Annotated in this window: 17 protein-coding genes; 5 read left to right on the top strand and 12 right to left on the bottom strand. The window is 65.9% G+C overall.

Going from position 1 to position 21057, the window contains the following annotated elements:
* Positions 1–6: 6 nt before the first annotated feature.
* Both MWU77_RS09340 and MWU77_RS09345 read right to left on the bottom strand, forming a co-directional pair.
* Positions 7–1512 carry an amidase gene (locus MWU77_RS09340; protein WP_247273515.1) on the bottom strand — a complete coding sequence of 502 codons (1506 nt, stop codon included), beginning with the start codon at positions 1510–1512 and terminating at the stop codon, positions 7–9.
* A gap of 23 nt (positions 1513–1535) precedes the next feature.
* Positions 1536–2300, bottom strand: a complete 765-nt coding sequence (locus tag MWU77_RS09345; RefSeq protein WP_247273516.1) for an acyltransferase — start codon at positions 2298–2300, stop codon at positions 1536–1538.
* 117 nt (positions 2301–2417) lie between these two features.
* Here MWU77_RS09345 and MWU77_RS09350 point away from each other — a divergent pair, with 117 nt between their 5' ends.
* A complete protein-coding gene (locus MWU77_RS09350) occupies positions 2418–3725 on the top strand; it encodes a PQQ-binding-like beta-propeller repeat protein (RefSeq protein WP_247273517.1) in 1308 nt (435 codons plus the stop codon).
* Positions 3726–3750: 25 nt separating this feature from the next.
* Here MWU77_RS09350 and MWU77_RS09355 read toward each other — a convergent pair whose 3' ends face one another.
* From MWU77_RS09355 to MWU77_RS09375, 5 genes are all read right to left on the bottom strand, one after another.
* Positions 3751–4908, bottom strand: coding sequence for a class I SAM-dependent methyltransferase (locus tag MWU77_RS09355; RefSeq protein ID WP_169686038.1), 1158 nt, complete (start codon positions 4906–4908; stop codon positions 3751–3753).
* The gene (locus MWU77_RS09360) at positions 4909–5886 is read right to left on the bottom strand and encodes a class I SAM-dependent methyltransferase (protein ID WP_247273518.1); all 978 of its coding nucleotides are present in this window, start codon (positions 5884–5886) and stop codon (positions 4909–4911) included.
* Between the two features lie 53 nt (positions 5887–5939).
* Positions 5940–6719, bottom strand: a complete 780-nt coding sequence (locus MWU77_RS09365) for an enoyl-CoA hydratase-related protein (protein ID WP_169686034.1) — start codon at positions 6717–6719, stop codon at positions 5940–5942.
* Between the two features lie 73 nt (positions 6720–6792).
* Positions 6793–7629 carry an NUDIX hydrolase gene (locus MWU77_RS09370; RefSeq protein ID WP_247273519.1) on the bottom strand — a complete coding sequence of 279 codons (837 nt, stop codon included), beginning with the start codon at positions 7627–7629 and terminating at the stop codon, positions 6793–6795.
* 43 nt (positions 7630–7672) lie between these two features.
* On the bottom strand, positions 7673–8506 hold the full coding sequence (locus MWU77_RS09375) for an ABC transporter ATP-binding protein (RefSeq protein ID WP_169686030.1): 834 nt from the start codon (positions 8504–8506) through the stop codon (positions 7673–7675).
* A gap of 42 nt (positions 8507–8548) precedes the next feature.
* Here MWU77_RS09375 and glgX point away from each other — a divergent pair, with 42 nt between their 5' ends.
* Positions 8549–10699 (top strand): glycogen debranching protein GlgX, encoded by a 2151-nt coding sequence (glgX, locus tag MWU77_RS09380; RefSeq protein WP_247273520.1) that lies wholly within the window; start codon positions 8549–8551, stop codon positions 10697–10699.
* A 40-nt stretch (positions 10700–10739) separates the two neighbouring features.
* On the opposite strand, the gene MWU77_RS09385 is transcribed toward glgX, so the two are convergent.
* The 3 genes from MWU77_RS09385 to ctaD all read right to left on the bottom strand — a co-directional run bounded on the left by MWU77_RS09385 (position 10740) and on the right by ctaD (position 14681).
* Complete coding sequence (locus MWU77_RS09385) at positions 10740–11504, bottom strand: peptidyl-tRNA hydrolase (protein WP_247273521.1); 765 nt, start codon at positions 11502–11504, stop codon at positions 10740–10742.
* Entirely contained in the window at positions 11497–12786 is a 1290-nt protein-coding gene (gene serB / locus MWU77_RS09390) for a phosphoserine phosphatase SerB (RefSeq protein ID WP_169686028.1), read from the bottom strand. Before serB ends, MWU77_RS09385 begins: the two co-directional genes overlap by 8 nt.
* A gap of 125 nt (positions 12787–12911) precedes the next feature.
* Positions 12912–14681, bottom strand: coding sequence for a cytochrome c oxidase subunit I (ctaD, locus tag MWU77_RS09395; RefSeq protein WP_247273522.1), 1770 nt, complete (start codon positions 14679–14681; stop codon positions 12912–12914).
* A gap of 323 nt (positions 14682–15004) precedes the next feature.
* Between ctaD and MWU77_RS09400 the strand changes: the two genes are divergently transcribed.
* From MWU77_RS09400 to MWU77_RS09410, 3 genes are read left to right on the top strand one after another with little or no spacing between them, the layout of a single operon-like run.
* The gene (locus MWU77_RS09400; protein WP_247273523.1) at positions 15005–16063 is read left to right on the top strand and encodes an iron-siderophore ABC transporter substrate-binding protein; all 1059 of its coding nucleotides are present in this window, start codon (positions 15005–15007) and stop codon (positions 16061–16063) included.
* Positions 16047–17165 carry an HtaA domain-containing protein gene (locus MWU77_RS09405; protein WP_247273524.1) on the top strand — a complete coding sequence of 373 codons (1119 nt, stop codon included), beginning with the start codon at positions 16047–16049 and terminating at the stop codon, positions 17163–17165. Before MWU77_RS09400 ends, MWU77_RS09405 begins: the two co-directional genes overlap by 17 nt.
* 19 nt (positions 17166–17184) lie before the next feature.
* Positions 17185–17661, top strand: a complete 477-nt coding sequence (locus MWU77_RS09410) for an NUDIX domain-containing protein (protein ID WP_169686019.1) — start codon at positions 17185–17187, stop codon at positions 17659–17661.
* A gap of 94 nt (positions 17662–17755) precedes the next feature.
* Here the strand turns inward: MWU77_RS09410 and nrdF are convergent, their stop codons facing one another.
* Together nrdF and nrdE are read right to left on the bottom strand one after the other, a co-directional pair.
* Entirely contained in the window at positions 17756–18757 is a 1002-nt protein-coding gene (nrdF, locus tag MWU77_RS09415) for a class 1b ribonucleoside-diphosphate reductase subunit beta (RefSeq protein WP_169686017.1), read from the bottom strand.
* A gap of 50 nt (positions 18758–18807) precedes the next feature.
* The gene (gene nrdE / locus MWU77_RS09420; RefSeq protein WP_169686015.1) at positions 18808–20964 is read right to left on the bottom strand and encodes a class 1b ribonucleoside-diphosphate reductase subunit alpha; all 2157 of its coding nucleotides are present in this window, start codon (positions 20962–20964) and stop codon (positions 18808–18810) included.
* Positions 20965–21057: the final 93 nt, after the last annotated feature.

Raw genomic sequence — 21057 nt, forward strand, 5'->3', positions numbered from 1 at the left:
TTCGGACTATTTCGGGGACACATCCGGCGCAGGCAACAACGGTGGCTGCCTGTCGAACCACGACTCGGCCTGTTCGAGTTCACCGGCGAGTGCGAGCAGCAGCGCCTCGCCGCCGAGCGGGCCGACGAACTGCACCCCCAGCGGCACTCCCTCACTCGTCCAGTGCAGCGGCACGGAGATGGCCGGACGGCCGGTGATGTTGGCCAGCTGTGTATAGGGGGTGCGGCCGAGGTTGTCGTCGATCACCTTGTCGATCAACCCACTCCAGCGCGCGAGTCGTCCCATCCGGGTCGCCATGAGGGCTGAGCCGAGTGCTCGCATCCACCTCGGCGTTGCCAGTTCGCCGACCCGAGCCGGCGGATACGCCAGTGTCGGTGTGAGCAGCAGGTCGTAGCGTTCGTGGAACGCGGCGAGGTCGCGAATGTAGCCTGCCCAGCGGGCATGTGCGGCAAGATAATCCGGCGCCGACACCGTTCGGCCGAGTTCGGCGAGAAAACGGGTGTCGAACTCGAACCCATCCGGCCCACAACCGGTGCGGCGCCTGGCCTCGTCGACCTCGAGCGCGAGCGACGCGAACCACATGGTCAGGAAGTCGGCGGCGAGGCGGCGCTCGTCGATCCCGGTCTCTGCAGGTTCCACGTGGTGTCCGAGTTCGTCGAGCAGCACCACCGCGCGATCGACTGCGGCGATGGCCTCGGTGTGGACGCCGGTACCGATCGGAGAGTCTGTCGCGTAACCGATCCGTAGACGCCGGGGTGGTGTCTCCAACGCCGCCGCATAGGAACCGGGAATACCACCGGTGGTATACGGTGCCGCCGGATATGCCCCGGCCATCACGTCGAGCATCGCGGCCGAGTCGCGGACCGTTCGGCTGATCACTCCGTTCGACACGGCGCCGTGCAACGGTTCGCCCCCGACCGGCCCCGTGGGTACCACGCCCCGGCCGGGTTTGAGACCGACGAGACCACAGCAGGCCGCTGGGATACGGATGGAGCCGCCGCCGTCGTTCGCACCCGCCACCGGAACGACACCGGCGGCCACGGCAGCCGCGGAACCACCCGAAGAGCCGCCGGGAGTAAGCGCACGATCCCACGGATTACGGGTTACCCCACCGGATTCCGGCTCGGTGATGCCCTTCGCACCGAACTCCGGTGTGTTGGTCTTGCCGAAGATGACGAGGCCGGCGTCGATCCAGCGGTCCACCACCACAGCGTTCTGTGCCGCCGGAAGATCGGTGAGGGCTCGGGAGCCACTTCCGGTGGGCGTTCCGATCACGTCCTGCAGGAGGTCCTTGACCAGGAACGGCACGCCCGCGAACGGCCCCGTCAGTGGGCCGTCCGCGCGCACCCGGGCCCGATCGTCGAGTCGCTGCACGACCGTGTTCAGGGTCGGGTCGACGGCGTCCAGGCGCGCGAGCGCCGCGTCGAGCAACTCGACCGGCGACACCTCGCCCCCGGCCACGAGTCCCGCGAGCCCCACCGCGTCGTAGCGGCGATACTCGGCATACTCCACCGTCGTTTCCTTCCAGAGGTCCGTCAGGTTCCAGTGTTCGCGTCGACGGGGGGGTCGCCTGCCTTCTTGCGTGCGATGTCCTCGAGTGCCGCAACATAGGCTGCGCGATCGGCCGCGCCGGCGTCCCAGGCGTCCTTGCGATTCTTCACGACCCGGGCGGGAGACCCGACGGCGATGCCGTAGTCGGGGACGTCGCCCTTGACGACAGCGTGGGCACCGAGCACGCACCCCCGACCGACCCGGGTACCGCGCAGCACCGAAACCTTCGCCGCGATCCAGGTGTCGGGGCCGATCCGGACGGGGCTCTTCACGATGCCCTGGTCCTTGATCGGATAGGTGATGTCCTCGGTGCGGTGGTCGAAGTCGCAGATGTAGCACCAGTCGGCGACCAAGGTCGACGCGCCGATCTCGATATCGAGGTAGGTGTTCACCACATTGTCCTTGCCGAAGACGACCTTATCGCCGATGCGCAGGGATCCTTCGTGGCACCGGATGGCGTTGCCGTCGCCGATGTGGACCCACTTACCGATCTCGAGCCGCGCCAGTTCCGGTGTCGCGTGGATCTCCACATTCTTCCCCAGGAACACCATCCCGCGCAGCACCACATGCGGATTCGCCAACTTGAACTTCGCCAGCCGGTAGTACCGCACGAGGTACCACGGGGTATACGCCTTGTTGGCCATCACCCACCGCAGCGAGGACGGTGTCAAGAATCGGGCCTGGTCCGGATCACGACGCCGCGAACCGCGCCACCTGGTGCTCAACGGTGCACCCCACATGCTCGTCATAGCACGCAAGCCTACGGCGTCGAGACACGCCGTCTGCGGTCTGCCTCGCCCGTTACGTGAAACACCCGGCCCGATACGCTGGCGACTCGAATCCGAAAGTCCTGAAGGAGTTGAGCGATGCGGGGTGCCCTGCGAGCTGCAGTGCTGACGGCAACGGCAGCACTGGCGTTGAGCGGGTGCGGTGGCGGCGACAACGGTGGACCGTACTCGGCGGGCGCGTGGCCGGGACGCCACTCGGACGCGCGCAACAGCAACACGACTGTCAGCGACGGGCTCGACGACATCACGTCGTCGTGGTCGCGGGCGACCGGTGGCGCTGTCGGGTCCCCAGCGACGGTGGCACCGAACGGCCAGGTCACCATCACGTCGGCTACCGATGCAGGATGCAACATCTTCTCGTACCAGATGGACAACGGACGCAAACGCTGGTGTACACGACTCGGTCCGGGAGTGGCGGACATCAGCCCGGTCGCTGACGATGTCGCCAACGTGTACGTCGGTGAGGCCGGTGGTCTGCTCTCGTTCACCGAGAACGGCCAGCGCCGTTGGCGGATCCCGGTGAGCGGCACTCCCCGCACCGTGCAGTTCGCCGGTGACGGAAGCCTGGTCGTGATCACCCATTTCGGTCAGGTCAACATCGTCGATCCACAGACCGGAATGCTCCGTGCACCGCTGTTCGATCTGGTCCCGATCCCCGGGGTCGAGGACGGTAGCAATATTCCGCGCCGGCAACCCGACCACGGATTGGCCGGTTGCTTCGGTGGCTCCCCGGATTGCCCCGTCGCGACCACCCCCGCCGTCGACCAGGGCACCGGCCGCATCTTCACCACGGTGTGGCGTCCCGCCGCCGACCGCGCCGCACTGGTCGCCCTGCGGTACCCGGGGGGCGAGGCCCCCGTCGTCACCGAGGAATGGTCGAACGTCGATCTTCCGGGCGGTGCCACGACAAGTCCGGTGCTCTCGGCCGATGGCACCACGGTGTACGTCCACGACGGCGAAGGCGCACTGTGGGCAATCGACGCCGAGACCGGACAGGCTCGATGGAGTCACGACCTCGGATACACGCCGGCGACCGGTCCTGCCGTCACCGATGACGGCCTGCTCGTGCTGTCGGCAGGTGGCCCCGGCGCGCTCACCGCCCTGCGCGACACCGGCGACGCCGCGGAGGCAGCCTGGGAACGCGACGACCTCCGGCAGGCCGGTGTCCCGGCACTCACGGCGAACGGTCGCGGCTACACGATCATTTCGGGCGACGACGGCCTCACTGCGCTCGTGTTCGACGCGTCCGACGGACGGACTCTCGACGAGGAGATACTCCCCGGGACGACCGGGTTCTCAGTAGGGACGGCTGTCGGTCCGGACGGTCAGCTCGTCGCCACGACCGTGAACGGAGAGTTGCACGTGCTGGACGGCGCCGAGGACTGAGCCGCACCTGCCGGACAGCGGGGTGTCAGCGGCTCGCGCGGCACACGAAAGCCACGGGCGTCCGACCCACACGGGTGAGCACAATGCTCAGGGCGTCGGTGCCGCGCAGCTTCAGTCGCGGGCGCAGCCGGGCGGGGTCGACGTCGACCCCGCGCACCAGGATCTCGGCCGAACCACAGTCGAGTCGAGCGAGGGCCTGTCGCAGGTTCTTCTCGGAATACTTCAGCTGCTCGAGTATCCGGAAACCACGCACACCGTCGGGAAGTACATCACCGGTGAGATAGGCGATGCGCGGATCGAGTTGCCACAGACCATGTCTCGCGGCGTAATGCCGCACGAGGCCTGCACGCACGATCGCGCCATCCGGGTCGATGATCCATTCGCCGGGAGCCTGCTCCGGGATCTCGTCGTCCATCGCATCGGTGATCTCGACAGCCGGCCCGTCCGACCTCAGAACGGTGGCGCGACGACGGATTCCCGCCTCGGTCAGGCCGGGCGAGTAGAGGCAGGCCTCACGAACACCCGAGTCGAGCGAGACGACCTCGACCTCGCCGTCCCATGCAAGTTTGTCGAAATCGAGGCCAGGAGCGCACTTCACGGCGAGATCGCGACCGGAGTAGACGTCGAGCAGGTCCGGAAGCGGAGGCTGCAGCGCGGCCGGATCGTGGGTACGCCGGCCACCGGATCTGCGCGCCGGATCGGCGATCACCGTGGTTCCGCGTGTCACCGGCCGCAATGCATCGGCCCGAACCACGTGGGCGCCGGGGACATTGTGGACCGCCATCGCTAGACGCACCTCGTCGAGATCGCTCCCGACGACGGTGTCGGCCACACCGACCAACGCGGCCAGTTCTGCGCCCACCGAACAGGTCACGTCGTGAACCTGTCGACCTGCGAGGCGGCGCGCTCGGTGCGCTGCGACCGGCGACGGGGTCGCCTGTTGCGCCGCGTCGTCGGTGAGCAACCACACGTGCGCGCCCCACAGCTTGGTTGCGGCCTTGCGACGCGCCAGTACCGTCTCGACGAGTGGTGCTGCGTGGTCACCGAAACGCGTACGCGCCCAGTCGATATCCGACAGGCGCGTACGCGTCGACAGCTCCCGGGCGTCGACATCGGACAGTGCTGCAACGCCGGGACCCGACGTCAGATACTCGACGTCGGTGAGCGTGAACTCGTAGCCCAACTATTTGCCGGGCTTCACGCCGGTGATCATCACGTTGTAGAAGAAGTTGCGCGGCACCACATGCTTGAGCACATTCTCGTCGACCCAGCTGAGGGTCTTCCAGCCGCCGAATGCGAACTTGGCCCAATTCCAGCCGAGCTTCTCCTCCGGGACCGCCGCCTCGAACGTGCGAACCGGCCAACCGAGCAGTGCAGCCGCGAACTCTTCGCTCGAAGCTTCGACCTCGACCGCACCCGCCGAAGTGGCAAGTTTCTCGAGATCCGCGGGGTCGAACGTGTGCAGGTCGACGACCGCTTCGAGCGCAGCGGCGCGCGAGGACTCGTCGAGTTCGGTCTGCGGGCGGCGCCAGTCGCTCAGGAACGGCAGCTTGGTAATGGTCGTGGTCGCCTCCCACGTGATGCGACCGAGCCACCGCGCGTAGAAATTGCCGACGGTGCTGGGCTCGCCCGCGAAGACGAAACGTCCGCCCGGCTTGAGCACACGCAGCACCTCGCGCAGCGACTGCTCGACGTCGGGGATGTGGTGCAGCACCGCGTGACCGACGACGAGGTCGAAGGTGTCGTCCTCGTAGGGAATGGTTTCGGCATCGGCAACGCGACCGTCGACGTCGAGGCCCAGGTTCTCCGCGTTGCGCAGCGCAACCTTGACCATGCCGGGCGACAGATCGGTCACCGACCCGCTCTTCGCGACCCCGCCCTGCATGAGATTGAGCAGGAAGAAGCCGGTGCCGCACCCGAGTTCCAGTGCGCGCTCGTACGGCAATTGCTGCTCACCGGCCGCAAGGTCGAAGCGACCGCGAGCGTAGTCGATGCATCGTTCGTCGTAGGAGATCGACCATTTCTCGTCGTAGGTCTCGGCTTCCCAGTCGTGATAGAGCACCTGAGCGAGCTTGGAGTCCTCGAGAGCAGCCGCGACCTGCTCGGCGGTGGCGTGCGGGTTCGGCGCGGGATCGGTCCCGTCGGTCCTGCTTGCAGTCATGACGCAGATCCTACCCGGCAGTAAGCTCTCGACAAGTGGTCCGTCCCAGCACTTTACTTACCGAGGAACTCGGCCTTACCCGGCCCGTTCTCGATGAACGACTTCATACCGATCGTACGGTCTTCGGTGGCGAACAGGCCCGCGAAGACGTGCTGCTCGATCTTCAGACCGGTGTCGAGATCGGTCTCCAATCCCTGATCGATCGCAGCTTTCGCTGCAGCAAGCGCGCGGCCTGCGCCCTTGGTGAACTGCGCGGCCCACGTGCGTGCGGCATCGTAGACGGCATCGGGTGCAACGACCTCGTCGACGAGCCCCATCGAGAGGGCCTCGTCGGCTCCTACGAAGCGGCCGGTGAAGACGATGTCCTTGGCCTTCGACGGTCCGACGAGACGCGCCAGTCGCTGGGTTCCACCGCCGCCCGGGATGATTCCGAGCAGCACCTCGGGGGTGCCGACCTTGACGTTGTCGCCGGCGATACGGCGATCCGCGCCGAGTGCCAGCTCGAGTCCGCCACCGAGTGCGTACCCGGTGAGCGCCGCGACCGTTGGTTTGGGGATGTCGGCGACGGCCCCGAGCGCGGACTGCAGATCCTCGATGATCTTGCTCATCTGCACGTAACTCAGGTCGGCCATCTCCTTGATGTCGGCGCCGGCGGCGAAGACCTTCTCGCCGCCGTACACGATCACGGCCTTGACGTCGTCGCGCACGGTAGCTTCGCGCGCGGCGTCCCGGATCTCCTCCTGGACCTGCCGGTTCAGGGCATTCATCGGGGGGCGGTCCAGTCGGATCGTGCCGATGCCGTCGGAAACCTCGAGTGTCACGAATTCAGCCATGTGCCCCAGCCTAGAGGTCGTCGCAGGCGCCGTCTCGGCGAGCCGAGTCAGATGTCGTCCTCGGCGAGCCGACTCAGATGTCACTGCGATTCGCCCAGGGGTGCGGGCCGCCTCCCTCGTAGTAGCCCTCATCGCCGTCGAACGCGATGTGGATTCCGGCGTCGGTCCGGCTCATGACAGGCAGGATCGTGGGAATCTCCGGTTCGGCCGCCAGGATCTCGGCGACCGTCGCGTACTTCGACAACTCGGTGAGCTGAGCCCAGGTGGGGGGAAGCAGCACCGACCGACCGGACCTCCAGTGTTCGAGTGATTCTGCCGGCGTCTGCCAGAGCACGTGTTCCGCCTCGCTGGTCTCGCCGTCGGCGTCCTGTCCGTCCGGGGCGGCAGCCACGAAGAAATGCGTGTCGTAGCGTCGCCGCTCACCGAGCGGAGTGATCCACCGGGCCCACGGGCGGAGGAGATCCGCACGCAGTACGAGCTTTTCGCGAGTCAGGAAGTCGCCGAACGACAGCTCGCGTGCTTCGAGCTGCCTGCGGTCCTGCGCGTGGGATGCGGTGTCGGCGAGCACCGATTCGGGGTCCGGGCCGGCGAGCAACACCCCGCATTCTTCGAAGGTCTCGCGCACCGCAGCCAGCACCAACGCCTGTGCCCGGGCCGTTGTGACATCGAAACGCTGCGCCCACCAGTCGACGTCACGCCCGGTCCACCGCACCGACGCCTCACTGTCACTGCGGTCGACACCGCCGCCCGGGAACACGGTCATGCCGCCTGCGAAGTCCATACCCACGACTCGCTGGAGGAGGAAGACTTCGACCCCCCGTGCCGAGTCACGGACGAGCATGACGGTGGACGCGTCCTTCACCGGCACGGATGTGGGGTCGAAGGTGGTTGCCGAGCGTTCGTTAGCCATGCTCGGAGCCTAATCGATCAGGCCTGTACGAACCCGCCCTGTCTCACCCGCGGCGGTGCCGCCCCGGTTCGCTCGTGCGGCGAGCGAAGAAGCGGTCGTCGGCCTTGTCCAAAGTGATCGACTGGCTGAAGGCAGCGCTCAGATTCTCCGCAGTGATCACATCGTCGATCAGGCCCTGCGCGACCACACCGCCCTCCTTGAGCAGCATCGCGTGGGTGAAGCCCGGCGGGATCTCCTCGACATGGTGGGTGATCAGGACTGTCGCAGGCGCGTCCGGGTCGGCGGCGAGTGTCGCGAGCCGCGCCACCAGTTCCTCACGTCCGCCGAGGTCCAGGCCTGCGGCAGGTTCGTCGAGCAGCAGCAGTTCCGGATCGGTCATGAGCGCCCGCGCGATCAGCACCCGCTTGCGCTCCCCCTCGGAGAGGGTTCCGTATGTGCGCTGAGCCAGATGCTCGGCGCCGAGGCTCTCGAGCATTTCGACCGCACGCGAGGTGTCGATGTCGTCGTACTTCTCCCGCCACCGGCCGAGCACACCGTATCCGGCGGAGATCACCAGATCGACCACCAACTCGTCGCGAGGGACGCGATTGGCGAGTGCCGACGACGACAGTCCGATGCGAGGCCGCAGCTCCGACAGGTCGGTGCGGCCGAATGTCTCGGCCAGCACGTGCGCGGTACCGGAGGTCGGGAAGTCCTCGGCAGCGGCGACACGCAGCAATGATGTCTTACCTGCGCCGTTCGGACCGAGCACCACCCAACGCTCGTCGAGTTCCACCTTCCAGGTCACGGGGCCGACGAGGACGTTTCCTCCTCGCCGCACCAAAACATCTTCGAATTCGATGAGCAGATCGGGATCAGGTTGTGCCACGCCGTCCATCTTCGCTCACGTCCCCGGTCGGGACACGGCAGGATCTCCTTCGTGTCGTCATCCACTCGTGTGCACACCTCTGCCGATCGCACGGCCGAGGCCGATCGATCACCGTTTCCCCTCGGCGCAACACCGGGCGACGGGGGTACTCACTTCGCTGTCCACGCTCCGCAGTGCGACCGCGTGCAGGTCTGTCTGATCGGCGACGACGGTCGGGAACGTCGCGTCGACCTGCCCGACCGCACATTCGGTATCTGGCACGGCACGATCCCCGATGCCGGTCCGGGCTCCAGGTACGGCTATCGCGCGCACGGGCCCTGGAACCCCCGCGACGGCCTGCGAACCAATCCGCACAAGATCCTTCTCGACCCGTGGGGCCGACAGGTCACCGGAAGCGATGTCGGCGACACCGGGCGATTGCTCGCGTACGACGACGAGCCGTTCGGCTCGATGTCCTGTGTCGATTCGCTCGGGCACACACCCTTGTCGGTCGTCACCTCGGCTGCCTCGCCCGGGACGGCACAGCATCGCCGACCGCGCATCCCGTGGGAGGACACCGTCATCTACGAATTGCACGTCGGTTCGTATTCGGCCGCGCATCCCGGCGTACCGGACGCGCTACGGGGTACCTATCTCGGGTTCGCGCACCCGGCGGTGATCGGCCACCTCGTACACCTGGGTGTCACCGCGGTCGAACTCCTGCCAGTGCATGCATTCGTCACCGAACCTCCGGTGCGGGCCAGGGGAATGCGCAATCACTGGGGGTATTCGACCGCGTCGTTCTTCGCGCCGCACCCCGGTTATGCCGCAGTACCAGGCAATGAGATCGCAGAGTTCCGCACGATGGTCACGGCGCTGCACGACGCCGGGATCGAGGTGATCCTCGACGTCGTCTTCAACCACACGTGCGAGTGGTCGGTGGCGGGACCGAGCTTGTCGTGGCGCGGGCTCGATGCTCCCGGGTACTACCTTTTGAACGACACCGGCCACGATATCGATCTGACCGGCTGCGGCAACACCGTCGACGGCGCGTCGCCGATCACGGTGCGGATGATCTGCGACAGCCTTCGCTATTGGGCAGCGGACATGGGCGTGGACGGTTTCCGGTTCGATCTCGCGAGTGCCCTGGGCCGCCGGCACGGCGGTGCATTCGATGCCCGCGCCGCATTGTTCACCGCCATCACCACCGACCCGGTGCTCACCGAATGCAAACTCATCGCGGAACCGTGGGATGCGACGTCCGAGGGCTATCAGCTCGGCCGGTTCGGTGTCCAATGGTCCGAGTGGAACGATCGCTACCGCGACGCAACCCGACGCTTCTGGGCGCGACGTTCCGGAGTGCGTGAGATCGCCACTCGCCTGACGGGCTCGGAGGACCTGTATCGGCATTCCGGCCGCCGGCCGTCGTCGTCGATCAATTTCGTCACCGCCCACGACGGGTTCACCGTCGCCGACGCAGTCTCGTTCACTCGCAAACACAATGCCGCGAACGGTGAGGAGGGCCGGGACGGTTCCGACCACAACGAGTCGGTGAACCACGGCATCGAAGGACCGACCGACAACCGCGCGATCCTCACCGCGCGCGCTCGACACGTCCGTGCCCTGCTCGCCACATTGCTGCTGTCGGCAGGCACTCCCCTGCTCCTCGCGGGCGACGAGTTCGGCCACACCCAGCGAGGCAACAACAACGCGTACTGTGTCCCCGCCGGGACGCCGGTGTCCGAGGCGTGGCCGCTCGACTGGGAACGCGCCGACCACGAACGCATCGAGTTCGTCCGCTTCCTGCTGGAACTACGCCGCAGAGTGCCCGTGCTCCGGCAACGTCGATTCTTCGAAGGCCGGGCCCGCACGGTCGGTTATCCCGACCTCGTGTGGTTCGGGGGCGATGGCAACGAACTACAGGATGCCGACTGGCACGACGACGACCGCCACACAGTGCAGGCGTGGCTGGACGGATCGGGCCTGGCGACGATGTCGTCGACGGGCAGACCTCCTCCAGACACCAGCGGCCTGTTCGTCCTGCACGCCGGCGACTCGATGGCGGTGACGTTGGCAAGCCCCGAGTGGTACCACGGCGACATCCGGTGTGTGTTCGATTCCTCCACGTCCGATGGCCGTCCGATCGATTCGGCCGCGTACCGCGTGGGGTCGTCGTTCTCGCTGACGGGACCGACCGTACTGGTGTTCCGGGCCGAGAACTGACCAGCGAGGCAGCGAGGGTTTCGGGCAGGACGGTGACTGGTCAGGACACGGTGGCGATCACGGTCATCGAGCCCGGTTCGACCTCCGTGAAACCGGCGTCACGCACTGCGACGCCCGCACCTTCCTCGACTCCGACTGCGAGCTCACTCCACCGGCCGGGGTCGGCGTCACGAACCGCGCACCGAAAGCCGGTCGCCGCCCATGCGCGCGCCGAGTCGACGTCGAGGGCCCCGGCCAGCAGCATCGAGGCGTGACCGACCTGAGCGGCAGCTTTTCCGACCGTCATTCCGAGTGCCGCGTTCACCCACAGCACAGGCACGCCGGCGGGAGCATCGACAGGATCGTCGTGAGGCAGATCCGTACCACCGATCTGCAGTCGCGCGATACGAGGATCGAGGTCGCCCACCGGGCCGGGGACGAGCGCACGGGCCTGCGCTCCACCGCGGTCGACGGTCACCCCATCGATCTCCTGCACGGCACGCCACTGCGCCCCGCGGGCACGACGGCTCACCTTGCGGATCCGGGCGTCGTTCCACGCGAGGAACGCGTCCTGCCACTCGCCTGGTCCACCGTCTTCTCCGGCGCCGACCCGAGGGTCCAGACACAGCGCCACTGTCGCGACGGCCACGGCCTCGAGCAGCGCGCTGCGGGCAGGAGGTTCGGCTTTCGGGATGTGCAGGACGAGCGGCATCGCGAGCACAGCGGACGGATCGTCCGGGTCGTCGCGGTGTCCGTAGCCGCCCGCGAGTACCCCGTGCCTGGATCGGAATCCGGGATCGGCGAAAACCGGGTGCGGCTCAGGCACCGTGCTCGAGTGGGACGCGCCGGAGCGTTCCGTCGCCGCGGTCTGCTGCCTCGATCTCCTCCCGCGTCACGCCCAGGACGAACAGGACGGCGTCGAGATACGGGTAGGACAGCGCGGTGTCGGCGACCTCACGCAGCGCGGGCTTCGCGTTGAAGGCGATACCGAGACCGGCTGCGCTGAGCATGTCGATGTCGTTGGCGCCGTCGCCCACCGCGACGGTCTGCTCGATCGGGACGCCGGCGTCGTCGGCGAACTCCCGGAGCGCGCGTGCTTTCGCCGCGCGGTCCACGACGTCTCCGACGACCCTGCCGGTGAGCTTTCCGTCGACGATCTCCAGCGTGTTGGCGCGTACGAAGTCGAGTTCGAGGTCGTGCGCGAGGCCTTCGATGACCTGACGGAAGCCACCCGAGACGACTCCGCACCGGAATCCGAGACGACGCAGCGTCCGGATGGTGGTGCGCGCACCGGGCGTCAGTTCGATCTGCTCGGCCACCTCGTCGATCACGCTGGCGGGCAAGCCCGCGAGGGTGGCCACTCGCTGCTCGAGCGATTCGGTGAAATCGAGTTCCCCGCGCATCGCGGCCTCGGTGACGGCGCGGACCTTGTCCTCGACACCGGCGTGTGCGGCGAGCATCTCGATGACCTCACCCTGGACGAGCGTCGAATCGACATCGAACACGATCAGGCGCTTCGATCGGCGGGCGAGACCACCACGCTCGACGGCGATGTCGACGTCCAGACCCGCCGCGAGTTCTGCGAGTGCCTTGCGCAGGGCTTCGTCGGCGACGGCGCCCTGGTCGGTGGCTGTGACCATCAACTCGAGGCCGGTGAGCGGGTAGTCGGCGATGCCGCGGATCGAGTCGATGTTCGCTCCGAGCGAGGCGAGCGTACGGCCGACAGAGCGCATGGCGCGGGCGCTGACGGGGCTACCGAGCACGACAACCGCATGGGTGGAGACAGCGCGGCCGTTCACCGGCCGGGCGCCGACCTCGACGTCGGCGTTCATACCGATGGTGGCCATCGCTGCCTCGACCTCGTCCTGCAGGGCCTCGGGATCGCCGGGGCACACCACGACGACGCCGAGCGTGAGCCGCCCTTTGATGACAACCTGCTCGACATCGAGCAGGTCCACGTCGTGGCGGCTCAACGCGGCGAACAGCACCGAGGTCACACCGGGATGGTCCGGGCCCGTCACCGTCACGAGCACAGTGGTCTCAGACGCCACTACGTCTCCGATCTTCGTCAGTCGAATCGTGCACGGCCGAAACACGTGCCCGTCCATTGTTGCAGTCGCGTGTGTCCCTGACGTGCGGGGGTTCTGGCCCTGCGAATCGACTCGGGCCGCAGAAGGCGAAGACCCCGCCGGTGGGGCGGGGTCTTCGTTACAGCTCTTCAGGGGTGGCGTGTCTAGTCTTCGCCGGCTCGCGGATGGTCGCCGGGAGTGCGATCCGCACCCTCGAGCACGTTCACGTTGTGCTTGTGGCTGCCCGGTCCGACATGCGCTTCGGCGCGCATCCGCTCCACCATGTGCGGGTAGTGCAGTTCGAATGCGGGACGCTCCGAGCGAATGCGCGGCAGTTCCGTGAAGTTGTGGCGCGGCGGCGGGCAGGTGGTAGCCCACTCGAGCGAGTTGCCGTAGCCCCACGGATCGTCGACCGTGACGACCTGGCCGTAGCGGTAGCTCTTGAAGACGTTCCACATGAACGGCAGCGTCGAGGCGCCGAGGATGAAGGCACCGATCGTCGACACGATGTTCAGGTTGGTGAAACCGTCGGTCGGGAGGTAGTCCGCGTAGCGACGGGGCATGCCCTCGTTGCCGAGCCAGTGCTGCACCAGGAACGTCAGGTGGAAGCCGACGAAGGTCAGCCAGAAATGCCACTTTCCGAGACGCTCGTCCATCATCCGGCCCGTCATCTTCGGGAACCAGAAGTAGATGCCGGCGTAGGTGGCGAACACGACCGTACCGAACACGACGTAGTGGAAGTGCGCGACGACGAAGTAGGTGTCGTGCAGGTGGAAGTCCAGCGGCGGGCTCGCGAGGATGACGCCGGACAGACCGCCGAACAGGAAGGTGATCAGGAAGCCGACCGAGAACAACATCGGTGTCTCGAACGTCATCTGGCCTCGCCACATGGTGCCGATCCAGTTGAAGAACTTCACGCCCGTCGGCACAGCGATCAGGAACGTCATGAACGAGAAGTACGGGAGCAGCACGGCGCCGGTTGCGTACATGTGGTGAGCCCACACGGCGATGGAGAGCGCAGCGATACCGATCGTCGCGTAGACGAGGCCGGTGTAACCGAAGATCGGCTTACGGCTGAAGACCGGGAAGATCTCGGACACGATGCCGAAGAACGGCAGCGCGATGATGTAAACCTCGGGGTGGCCGAAGAACCAGAACAGGTGCTGCCACAGGAGCACACCACCGGTGGCCGGGTCGTAGATGTGGCCACCGAGGTGACGATCGACGAACAGGCCCATGAAAGCGGCGGTCAGCAGCGGGAAGACCAGCAGGATCAGGATGCTGGTGATCAGGATGTTCCAGGTGAAGATCGGCATCCGGAACATCGTCATGCCGGGAGCACGGAGGCACACGACGGTGGTGATGAAGTTGACGCCACCGAGGATGGTGCCCAGACCCATGACACCGAGGCCGAGGATCCAGAAGTCCGCACCGACGCCCGGGGAGTGCAACTCACTGGTGAGTGGCGTATATGCCGTCCAACCGAAGTCGGCAGCGCCGCCGGGGGTCACGAAGCCGAGCATCACGATCGTCGCGCCGAACAGGTACAGCCAGTAGCTGAACGCGTTCAGTCGCGGGAACGCCACGTCCGGCGCACCGATCTGCAGCGGCAGGATGTAGTTCGCGAACGCGAACACGACCGGGGTCGCGTACATGAGCAGCATGATCGTGCCGTGCATGGTGAACAGCTGGTTGAACTGCTCGTTCGACAGGAACTGCAGCCCCGGAACCGCGAGTTCGGTGCGCATCAGGAGGGCCATGAGGCCACCGATGAGGAAGAACGACACCGAGGTGATCAAGTACATGATCCCCAGATCCTTGGGATCTGTGGTGGTGATCATCTTGTAGATGAACGAACCCTTTGGTCCCTGCCGCGGCGGGTATGGCCTTGCTGCAGCTATCTCTGGGACTGGCTGGGGCGCTACGGCAGTCACTAATCCTCCTGAATGCGCGCTCGACTCGGGCTGGAGGCGAACGGTCTCTCTGGCTTGCGCTCATCGAATCGTAGACCGTGCGCGCACCACTCGTTAACCGGGTCCTACTCGCTGTCGTACTCGGCCGCCACACTACCGCTGAACCCGCGATTCGCACACGAGCGAATCGCCGCGTCCAGCACGCGATGCACCCCGAGTGACGCACATCACTTCCTGGGGGAGTGCCCGCGTAGAGCACCGTTCTCGACGCGGCCCACTGTGGCAGGATCGCCGGGGCCGATCTGCACAAGCGATAGCCTGATTCGTCCCCTCTACAGGAAGTGGTGGAATTGCCCGCGCATCGTGTCCGCATCGTCGCTCTCGCCGCCGCCACGGCTGCCCTCACGGTCGCCGGCTGTTCGGCTCCGGCCGACGACCCGGCCTCCGAGATCGTGCGCACCACCACTCGCATCGCGGGCGCCGCCGTGGTGGGTATCGAACGCGACACGACGACGGCGTGTGCACTACCGAGCCCCCCCGATCCGGGCCTGCCCGCCGATGGCACACACGCGGTCATCCACACGGCCGGTGTGTCCGAGGTCCCGAACGATCCGCGGCGGATCGTCGTTCTCGATGCAGCTTCGCTCGATGCCGTGTGCGCGCTGGGTCTGTGGGAACGTGTCGTGGGCGTGAGTAGCGCCTCGGACGAGCGCCCCGACTACCTCGGAACCGGTGTCGCGGAGATTCCTGCGGTCGGTTCGCCCGGCTCCCCCGATCTCGCTGCGGTCGAGCAGGCTCAACCGGATCTCATCCTCGGCGCATCGGCCGACACCGGGCTCTACGAATCGTTGTCGTCCGTCGCGCCGACCGTAATAGTCGGGGCCGACCAGGTGTTCTGGCGGCAACAGTTCGAGCGCGTCGGCGAATCACTCGGCCGGTCGGGCGCGGCACGCCAGGTGCTCGAGGAATATTCGGTGGCGGCGCGTGAACTCGGCAACGAACTCACTTCCTCGCAGACACAAGCATCTCTCGTCCGCTTCACCAGCGACGGACCCACCATCGACGGCACCGCATCCTTCCCCGGTCAGGTCCTTGCCGATCTGGGAGCCGAGAGACCGGCCCCCCAGCGGTTCGGAGTCGAGGACGGCCGCGCATACCGACCGGTCGACACCGAGGACCCTTCGCCCGCCGACGGAGATGTGATTTTCGTCCGATTCGACGGACAGGACGGCCTCGATCGGGGTACGGAATACATGAAGCGGGACGAGTGGCTCGATCTCGGTGCTGTCACCGACAACCGGCTGTTCTCCGTCTCGGACGAGGTGTGGTCCACGGCCGGCCCGGTCGCGGCCCACGCAGTACTGACAGATCTGAGGCACTCACTCAATGGCTATTCGAACTGACAACACTGCAGGTCGAACTGACAACACTGCAGGTATCCACCGGATCGGGATCACCCTGGCGGGCGCACTGACCCTCGGCATGCTGGGTATCACGCCGGCAACAGCCCAGCCTGCCGTCCGAGCAGACATCGAGGTATTCGCTGCCGACGGGATCACTCCGCTCGGCGACACTCCCGTCCACGAGGGCGACACGGTGGTGGTTCGCGGTATCGGGTTCGACCCCGAGGCCAACCGCACCGGCGGGCTGCCGGTGCCGGTGCCGCCCGGTGTGCCGCACGGTACGTTCGTCTCGTTCGGCGGTTTCTCCGAGCACTGGCGGCCGTCCGAGGCCGCTCCCACCGAGAATCGCGCCACGGTGCGCTCCACCAACGCGTGGGTGTTGTCGGAGCGTGCACTGAACCAGGTCCCGGATCGTCCGTTCGACATGCGCCGCACGGTGCGGCAGCAATGGGTTCCGCTCGCCGACGACGGATCGTTCACGGCCACGATCACCATCGACGCCCCCGAGACCGTTCCCGACGACGCCCGGTACGGCATCTACACCTTCGGAGCGGCCGACGCTGTCAACGCCGAGCAGGAGCTTGCGGTGCCGGTGAACTTCGACCCCTCCCCCGGGCCGAATGCCCCGGTTGCGCCGTCCCCGGATCTCGTGTGGGGATTCGCACCCGGATACAGCGATCTCGTCACCGGAACCACGCAGGGTTCGGTCGTCGGCAGCGACGGCGCCTCGGTCCGCGACGACGGGACGATGACCTTCGAACTCTCCGACGCACGGATCGATACCGCCACGGGCCTCGGCCGCATCGAGTACCGCGGCACCGTTGTGTCGTTCACGCGCTTCCATCTACTCGAGATCGCGCTCGCGAATCCGTGGATCGAGTTCACCACCGACGGCACCTACCTCACCGCGGAGTCCTCGACCGGCGATCAGGTCGGCACCGACTCGATGAGCCGGATCACGCTGGCCCGCCTCGATACGCCGGCCGAGGGCGGACGCACCCAGTGGAGCGATGTTCCCGCCCAGTTCGCGGTGCCGCTGCAGCCGACCGTCCTGCTGCCGCACTCGGGGCAGACCGCCTCCCCAGTGTCGTTCCACTTCTGAGGCGTTCGGATAGACACGCATGCCCATCCCTGATTTCGTCGCTGCCCTCCGCACTCACGTCGGCCATGACCCGCTGTGGTTGTCTGGGGTGAGCGCAATCGTCCTCGACGATGACGGGCGCGTCCTGCTCACCTGCCGCGCCGACAACGGCAAGTGGGCGGTGGTGTCGGGCATTCTCGAGCCCGGTGAGGAGCCGGCCGCTGCGGCGGTCCGCGAAGTGGCGGAGGAAACCGGGGTCGACGCCGAGATTCTCCGGCTCACGAGCGTCGACGTCACCGAGCCGATCACCTATCCCAACGGAGACGTCGCGCAATATCTGGACGTCTCGTTCGTGATGCGCGCGACCGGTGGGTCGGCCCGGGTCGCCGACGACGAGAATCTCGAGGTGGCGTGGTTCGCGCCGGACGAGTTGCCGACGCCTCTCGCTACAACGTCAGCCCTGCGCCTGGAGAAAGCGCTCGCGGACCGCAGGGAAGCGTGGTTCCGCTCCCCCTGACAGCCCCCTCGGGACTCCTGCAACCGTTACAGACATGCACCCGCTTCCAGGCGGAAGGGGGTGCATGTCGGTATGTGGGGCTTCTACACGGGAATCAGAAGTCCCAGTCCTCGTCTTCGGTGACGACAGCTTTGCCGATCACGTACGAGCTTCCCGACCCCGAGAAGAAATCGTGGTTCTCGTCGGCGTTCGGGGACAATGCCGACAGGATCGCCGGGTTCACGTCCGCCTCGTCCTTCGGGAACAGCGCCTCGTAGCCGAGGTTCATCAGCGCCTTGTTGGCGTTGTAGCGCAGGAACTTCTTGACGTCCTCGGTCAGCCCCGCTTCGTCGTACAGGTCCGAGGTGTAGTGGGTCTCGTTGTCGTACAGCTCCAGCAGCAGATCGAAGACCCACTCCTTGAGTTCGTCACGCTCTGCCTGCGAAACCTTTTCGAGGCCCTTCTGGTACTTGTAACCGATGTAGTAGCCGTGCACCGCCTCGTCTCGGATGATCAGGCGGATCACGTCGGCGGTGTTGGTGAGCTTGGCCCGCGAGGACCAGTACATCGGCAGGTAGAAGCCCGAGTAGAACAGGAAGGACTCGAGCAGCGTCGAGGCGGCTTTGCGCTTGAGCGGATCGTCGCCCTGGTAGTAGTCGAGAATGATCTGCGCCTTGCGCTGCAGGTTCTCGTTCTCCTCCGACCACCGGAACGCATCGTCGATCTGGCGAGTCGAGCAGAGCGTGGAGAAGATCTGCGAGTAGCTCTTGGCGTGCACCGACTCCATGAACGCGATGTTCGTCAACACCGCTTCCTCGTGCGGCGTGACCGCGTCGGGGATCAGCGAGACGGCACCGACGGTGCCCTGGATCGTGTCGAGCAGAGTCAGGCCGGTGAACACCCGCATGGTGAGCTGCTGCTCGTATTCGGTGAGCGTGCCCCACGACGGAATGTCGTTGGACACCGGCACCTTCTCGGGCAGCCAGAAGTTACCGGTGAGGCGGTCCCACACCTCGGCGTCCTTCTCGTCGGGGACGCGGTTCCAATTGATCGCGGAGACGCGGTCGATCAGCTTGACGCGTGTGCCGTCGGCCGGCGTGTGCGCTGCTGCAGTCATCGGTTACCTACCTGAATTGTGTGCTGGTGCAAGGACTGTCTCGACAGAGGTCACAACATGCAGGAGACGCAGTTGTCCACCTCGGTCCCTTCGAGGGCCATCTGACGCAGGCGGATGTAGTACAACGTCTTGATTCCCTTTCGCCACGCGTAGATCTGGGCCTTGTTCACATCGCGGGTGGAGACCGTGTCCTTGAAGAACAGAGTCAGCGACAGGCCCTGGTCGACGTGCTGCGTGGCCGCCGCGTAGGTGTCGATGATCTTCTCGTACCCGATCTCGTACGCGTCCTGGTAGTAGTCCAGATTGTCGTTGGTCAGGTACGGCGCGGGGTAGTAGACGCGACCGATCTTGCCTTCCTTGCGGATCTCGACCTTCGACGCCACCGGGTGGATGGAGCTGGTGGAGTTGTTGATGTACGAGATCGATCCGGTCGGGGGAACGGCCTGGAGGTTCTGGTTGTAGATGCCGTGCTCCTGCACGGACGCCTTCAGCTCGCGCCAATCGCTCTGGGTGGGGATGGTTACGCCTGCGTCGGCGAACAGGGCGCGCACGCGATCCGTCTCCGGCTCCCAGGCCTGCTCGGTGTACTTGTCGAAGAACTCACCCGACGCGTACTTCGACTCCGGGAACCCCTTGAAATGGGTGCCGCGTTCGATGGCGATGCGGTTCGATGCGCGCAGCGCGTGGAACAGCACCGTGTAGAAGTAGATGTTCGTGAAGTCGATACCCTCGGCCGAGCCGTAGAAGATGCGCTCGCGCGCCAGGTAGCCGTGCAGGTTCATCTGGCCGAGGCCGATGGCGTGGGACTCGTTGTTACCCTTCTCGATCGACGGCACCGACGCGATGCTCGTCTGGTCGGAAACCGCGGTCAGGCCACGGATCGCGACCTCAATGGTCTGCGAGAAGTCAGGTGAGTCCATGGTCTTCGCGATGTTGAGCGAGCCGAGGTTGCACGAGATGTCCTTGCCCACATGGCTGTAGGACAGGTCGTCGTTGAACTCCGACGGCGTCGAGACCTGGAGGATCTCGGAGCACAGGTTCGAATGGGTGATCTTGCCCGCGATGGGATTCGCGCGGTTGACAGTGTCCTCGAACATGACGTACGGGTAACCGGACTCGAACTGCAGCTCCGCGACCGTCTGGAAGAATTCGCGTGCCTTGATCTTCGACTTGCGGATGCGCTTGTCGTCGACCATCTCGTAGTACTTCTCAGTGACATCGATGTCGGCGAACGGCACACCGTAGACGCGCTCGACGTCGTACGGCGAGAAGAGGTACATGTCCTCGTTCCGCTTCGCCAGCTCGAACGTGATGTCGGGGATCACGACACCGAGCGACAACGTCTTGATGCGGATCTTCTCGTCGGCGTTCTCACGCTTGGTGTCGAGGAAGCGGTAGATGTCGGGGTGGTGCGCATGCAGGTACACCGCACCGGCACCCTGACGGGCACCGAGCTGGTTGGCGTACGAGAACGAATCCTCGAGCAGCTTCATGATCGGGATGACACCCGACGACTGGTTCTCGATCTTCTTGATCGGCGCACCGTGCTCACGGATATTGGTGAGCAGCAAGGCAACTCCACCACCGCGCTTCGACAGCTGCAACGCCGAGTTGATCGAGCGACCGATCGACTCCATGTTGTCCTCGATGCGCAACAGGAAGCACGACACGGGCTCGCCGCGCTGCATCTTGCCGGAGTTGAGGAAGGTCGGGGTCGCCGGCTGGAAACGGCCGGAGATGATCTCGTCGACGAGGTGCCGGGCGAGGATCTCGTCGCCGTCGGCCAAGGTCAGCGCCACCATGCACACGCGGTCCTCGAAACGCTCGAGGTATCGCTTGCCGTCGAACGTCTTGAGCGTGTACGAGGTGTAGTACTTGAATGCACCGAGGAACGTCGGGAAGCGGAACTTCTTCGAATACGCCTGCTGGAACAGTGATTTGACAAAGTCGCGCGAGTATTTGTCCAGAACCTCGGGCTCGTAGTACTTCTCCTCTACGAGGTAGTCGAGCTTCTCGTCGAGGTTGTGGAAGAAGACTGTGTTCTGGTTGACATGCTGCAGGAAGTACTGGCGTGCGGCGGCCACATCCTTGTCGAACTGGATCTCGCCGTTCGGGCCGTACAGGTTCAACATCGCGTTGAGTGCGTGGTAGTCGAGCGACTCGTCTGCCGCTGCGCTCGTCGTCCGAGCAGGATCGGTAATGGTCACAGTGCTGCCCCTACATATCGGAAGGTATGAAATCAGCCGCGCAGCCGGCGGGCGCGCGGTACTCGAGAACTGCGGGCCGCAGCCCGCCTGTGC

Origin of the sequence: Rhodococcus sp. F64268 (assembly GCF_023015605.1) — a bacterium.
GTDB lineage: Bacteria > Actinomycetota > Actinomycetes > Mycobacteriales > Mycobacteriaceae > Rhodococcus.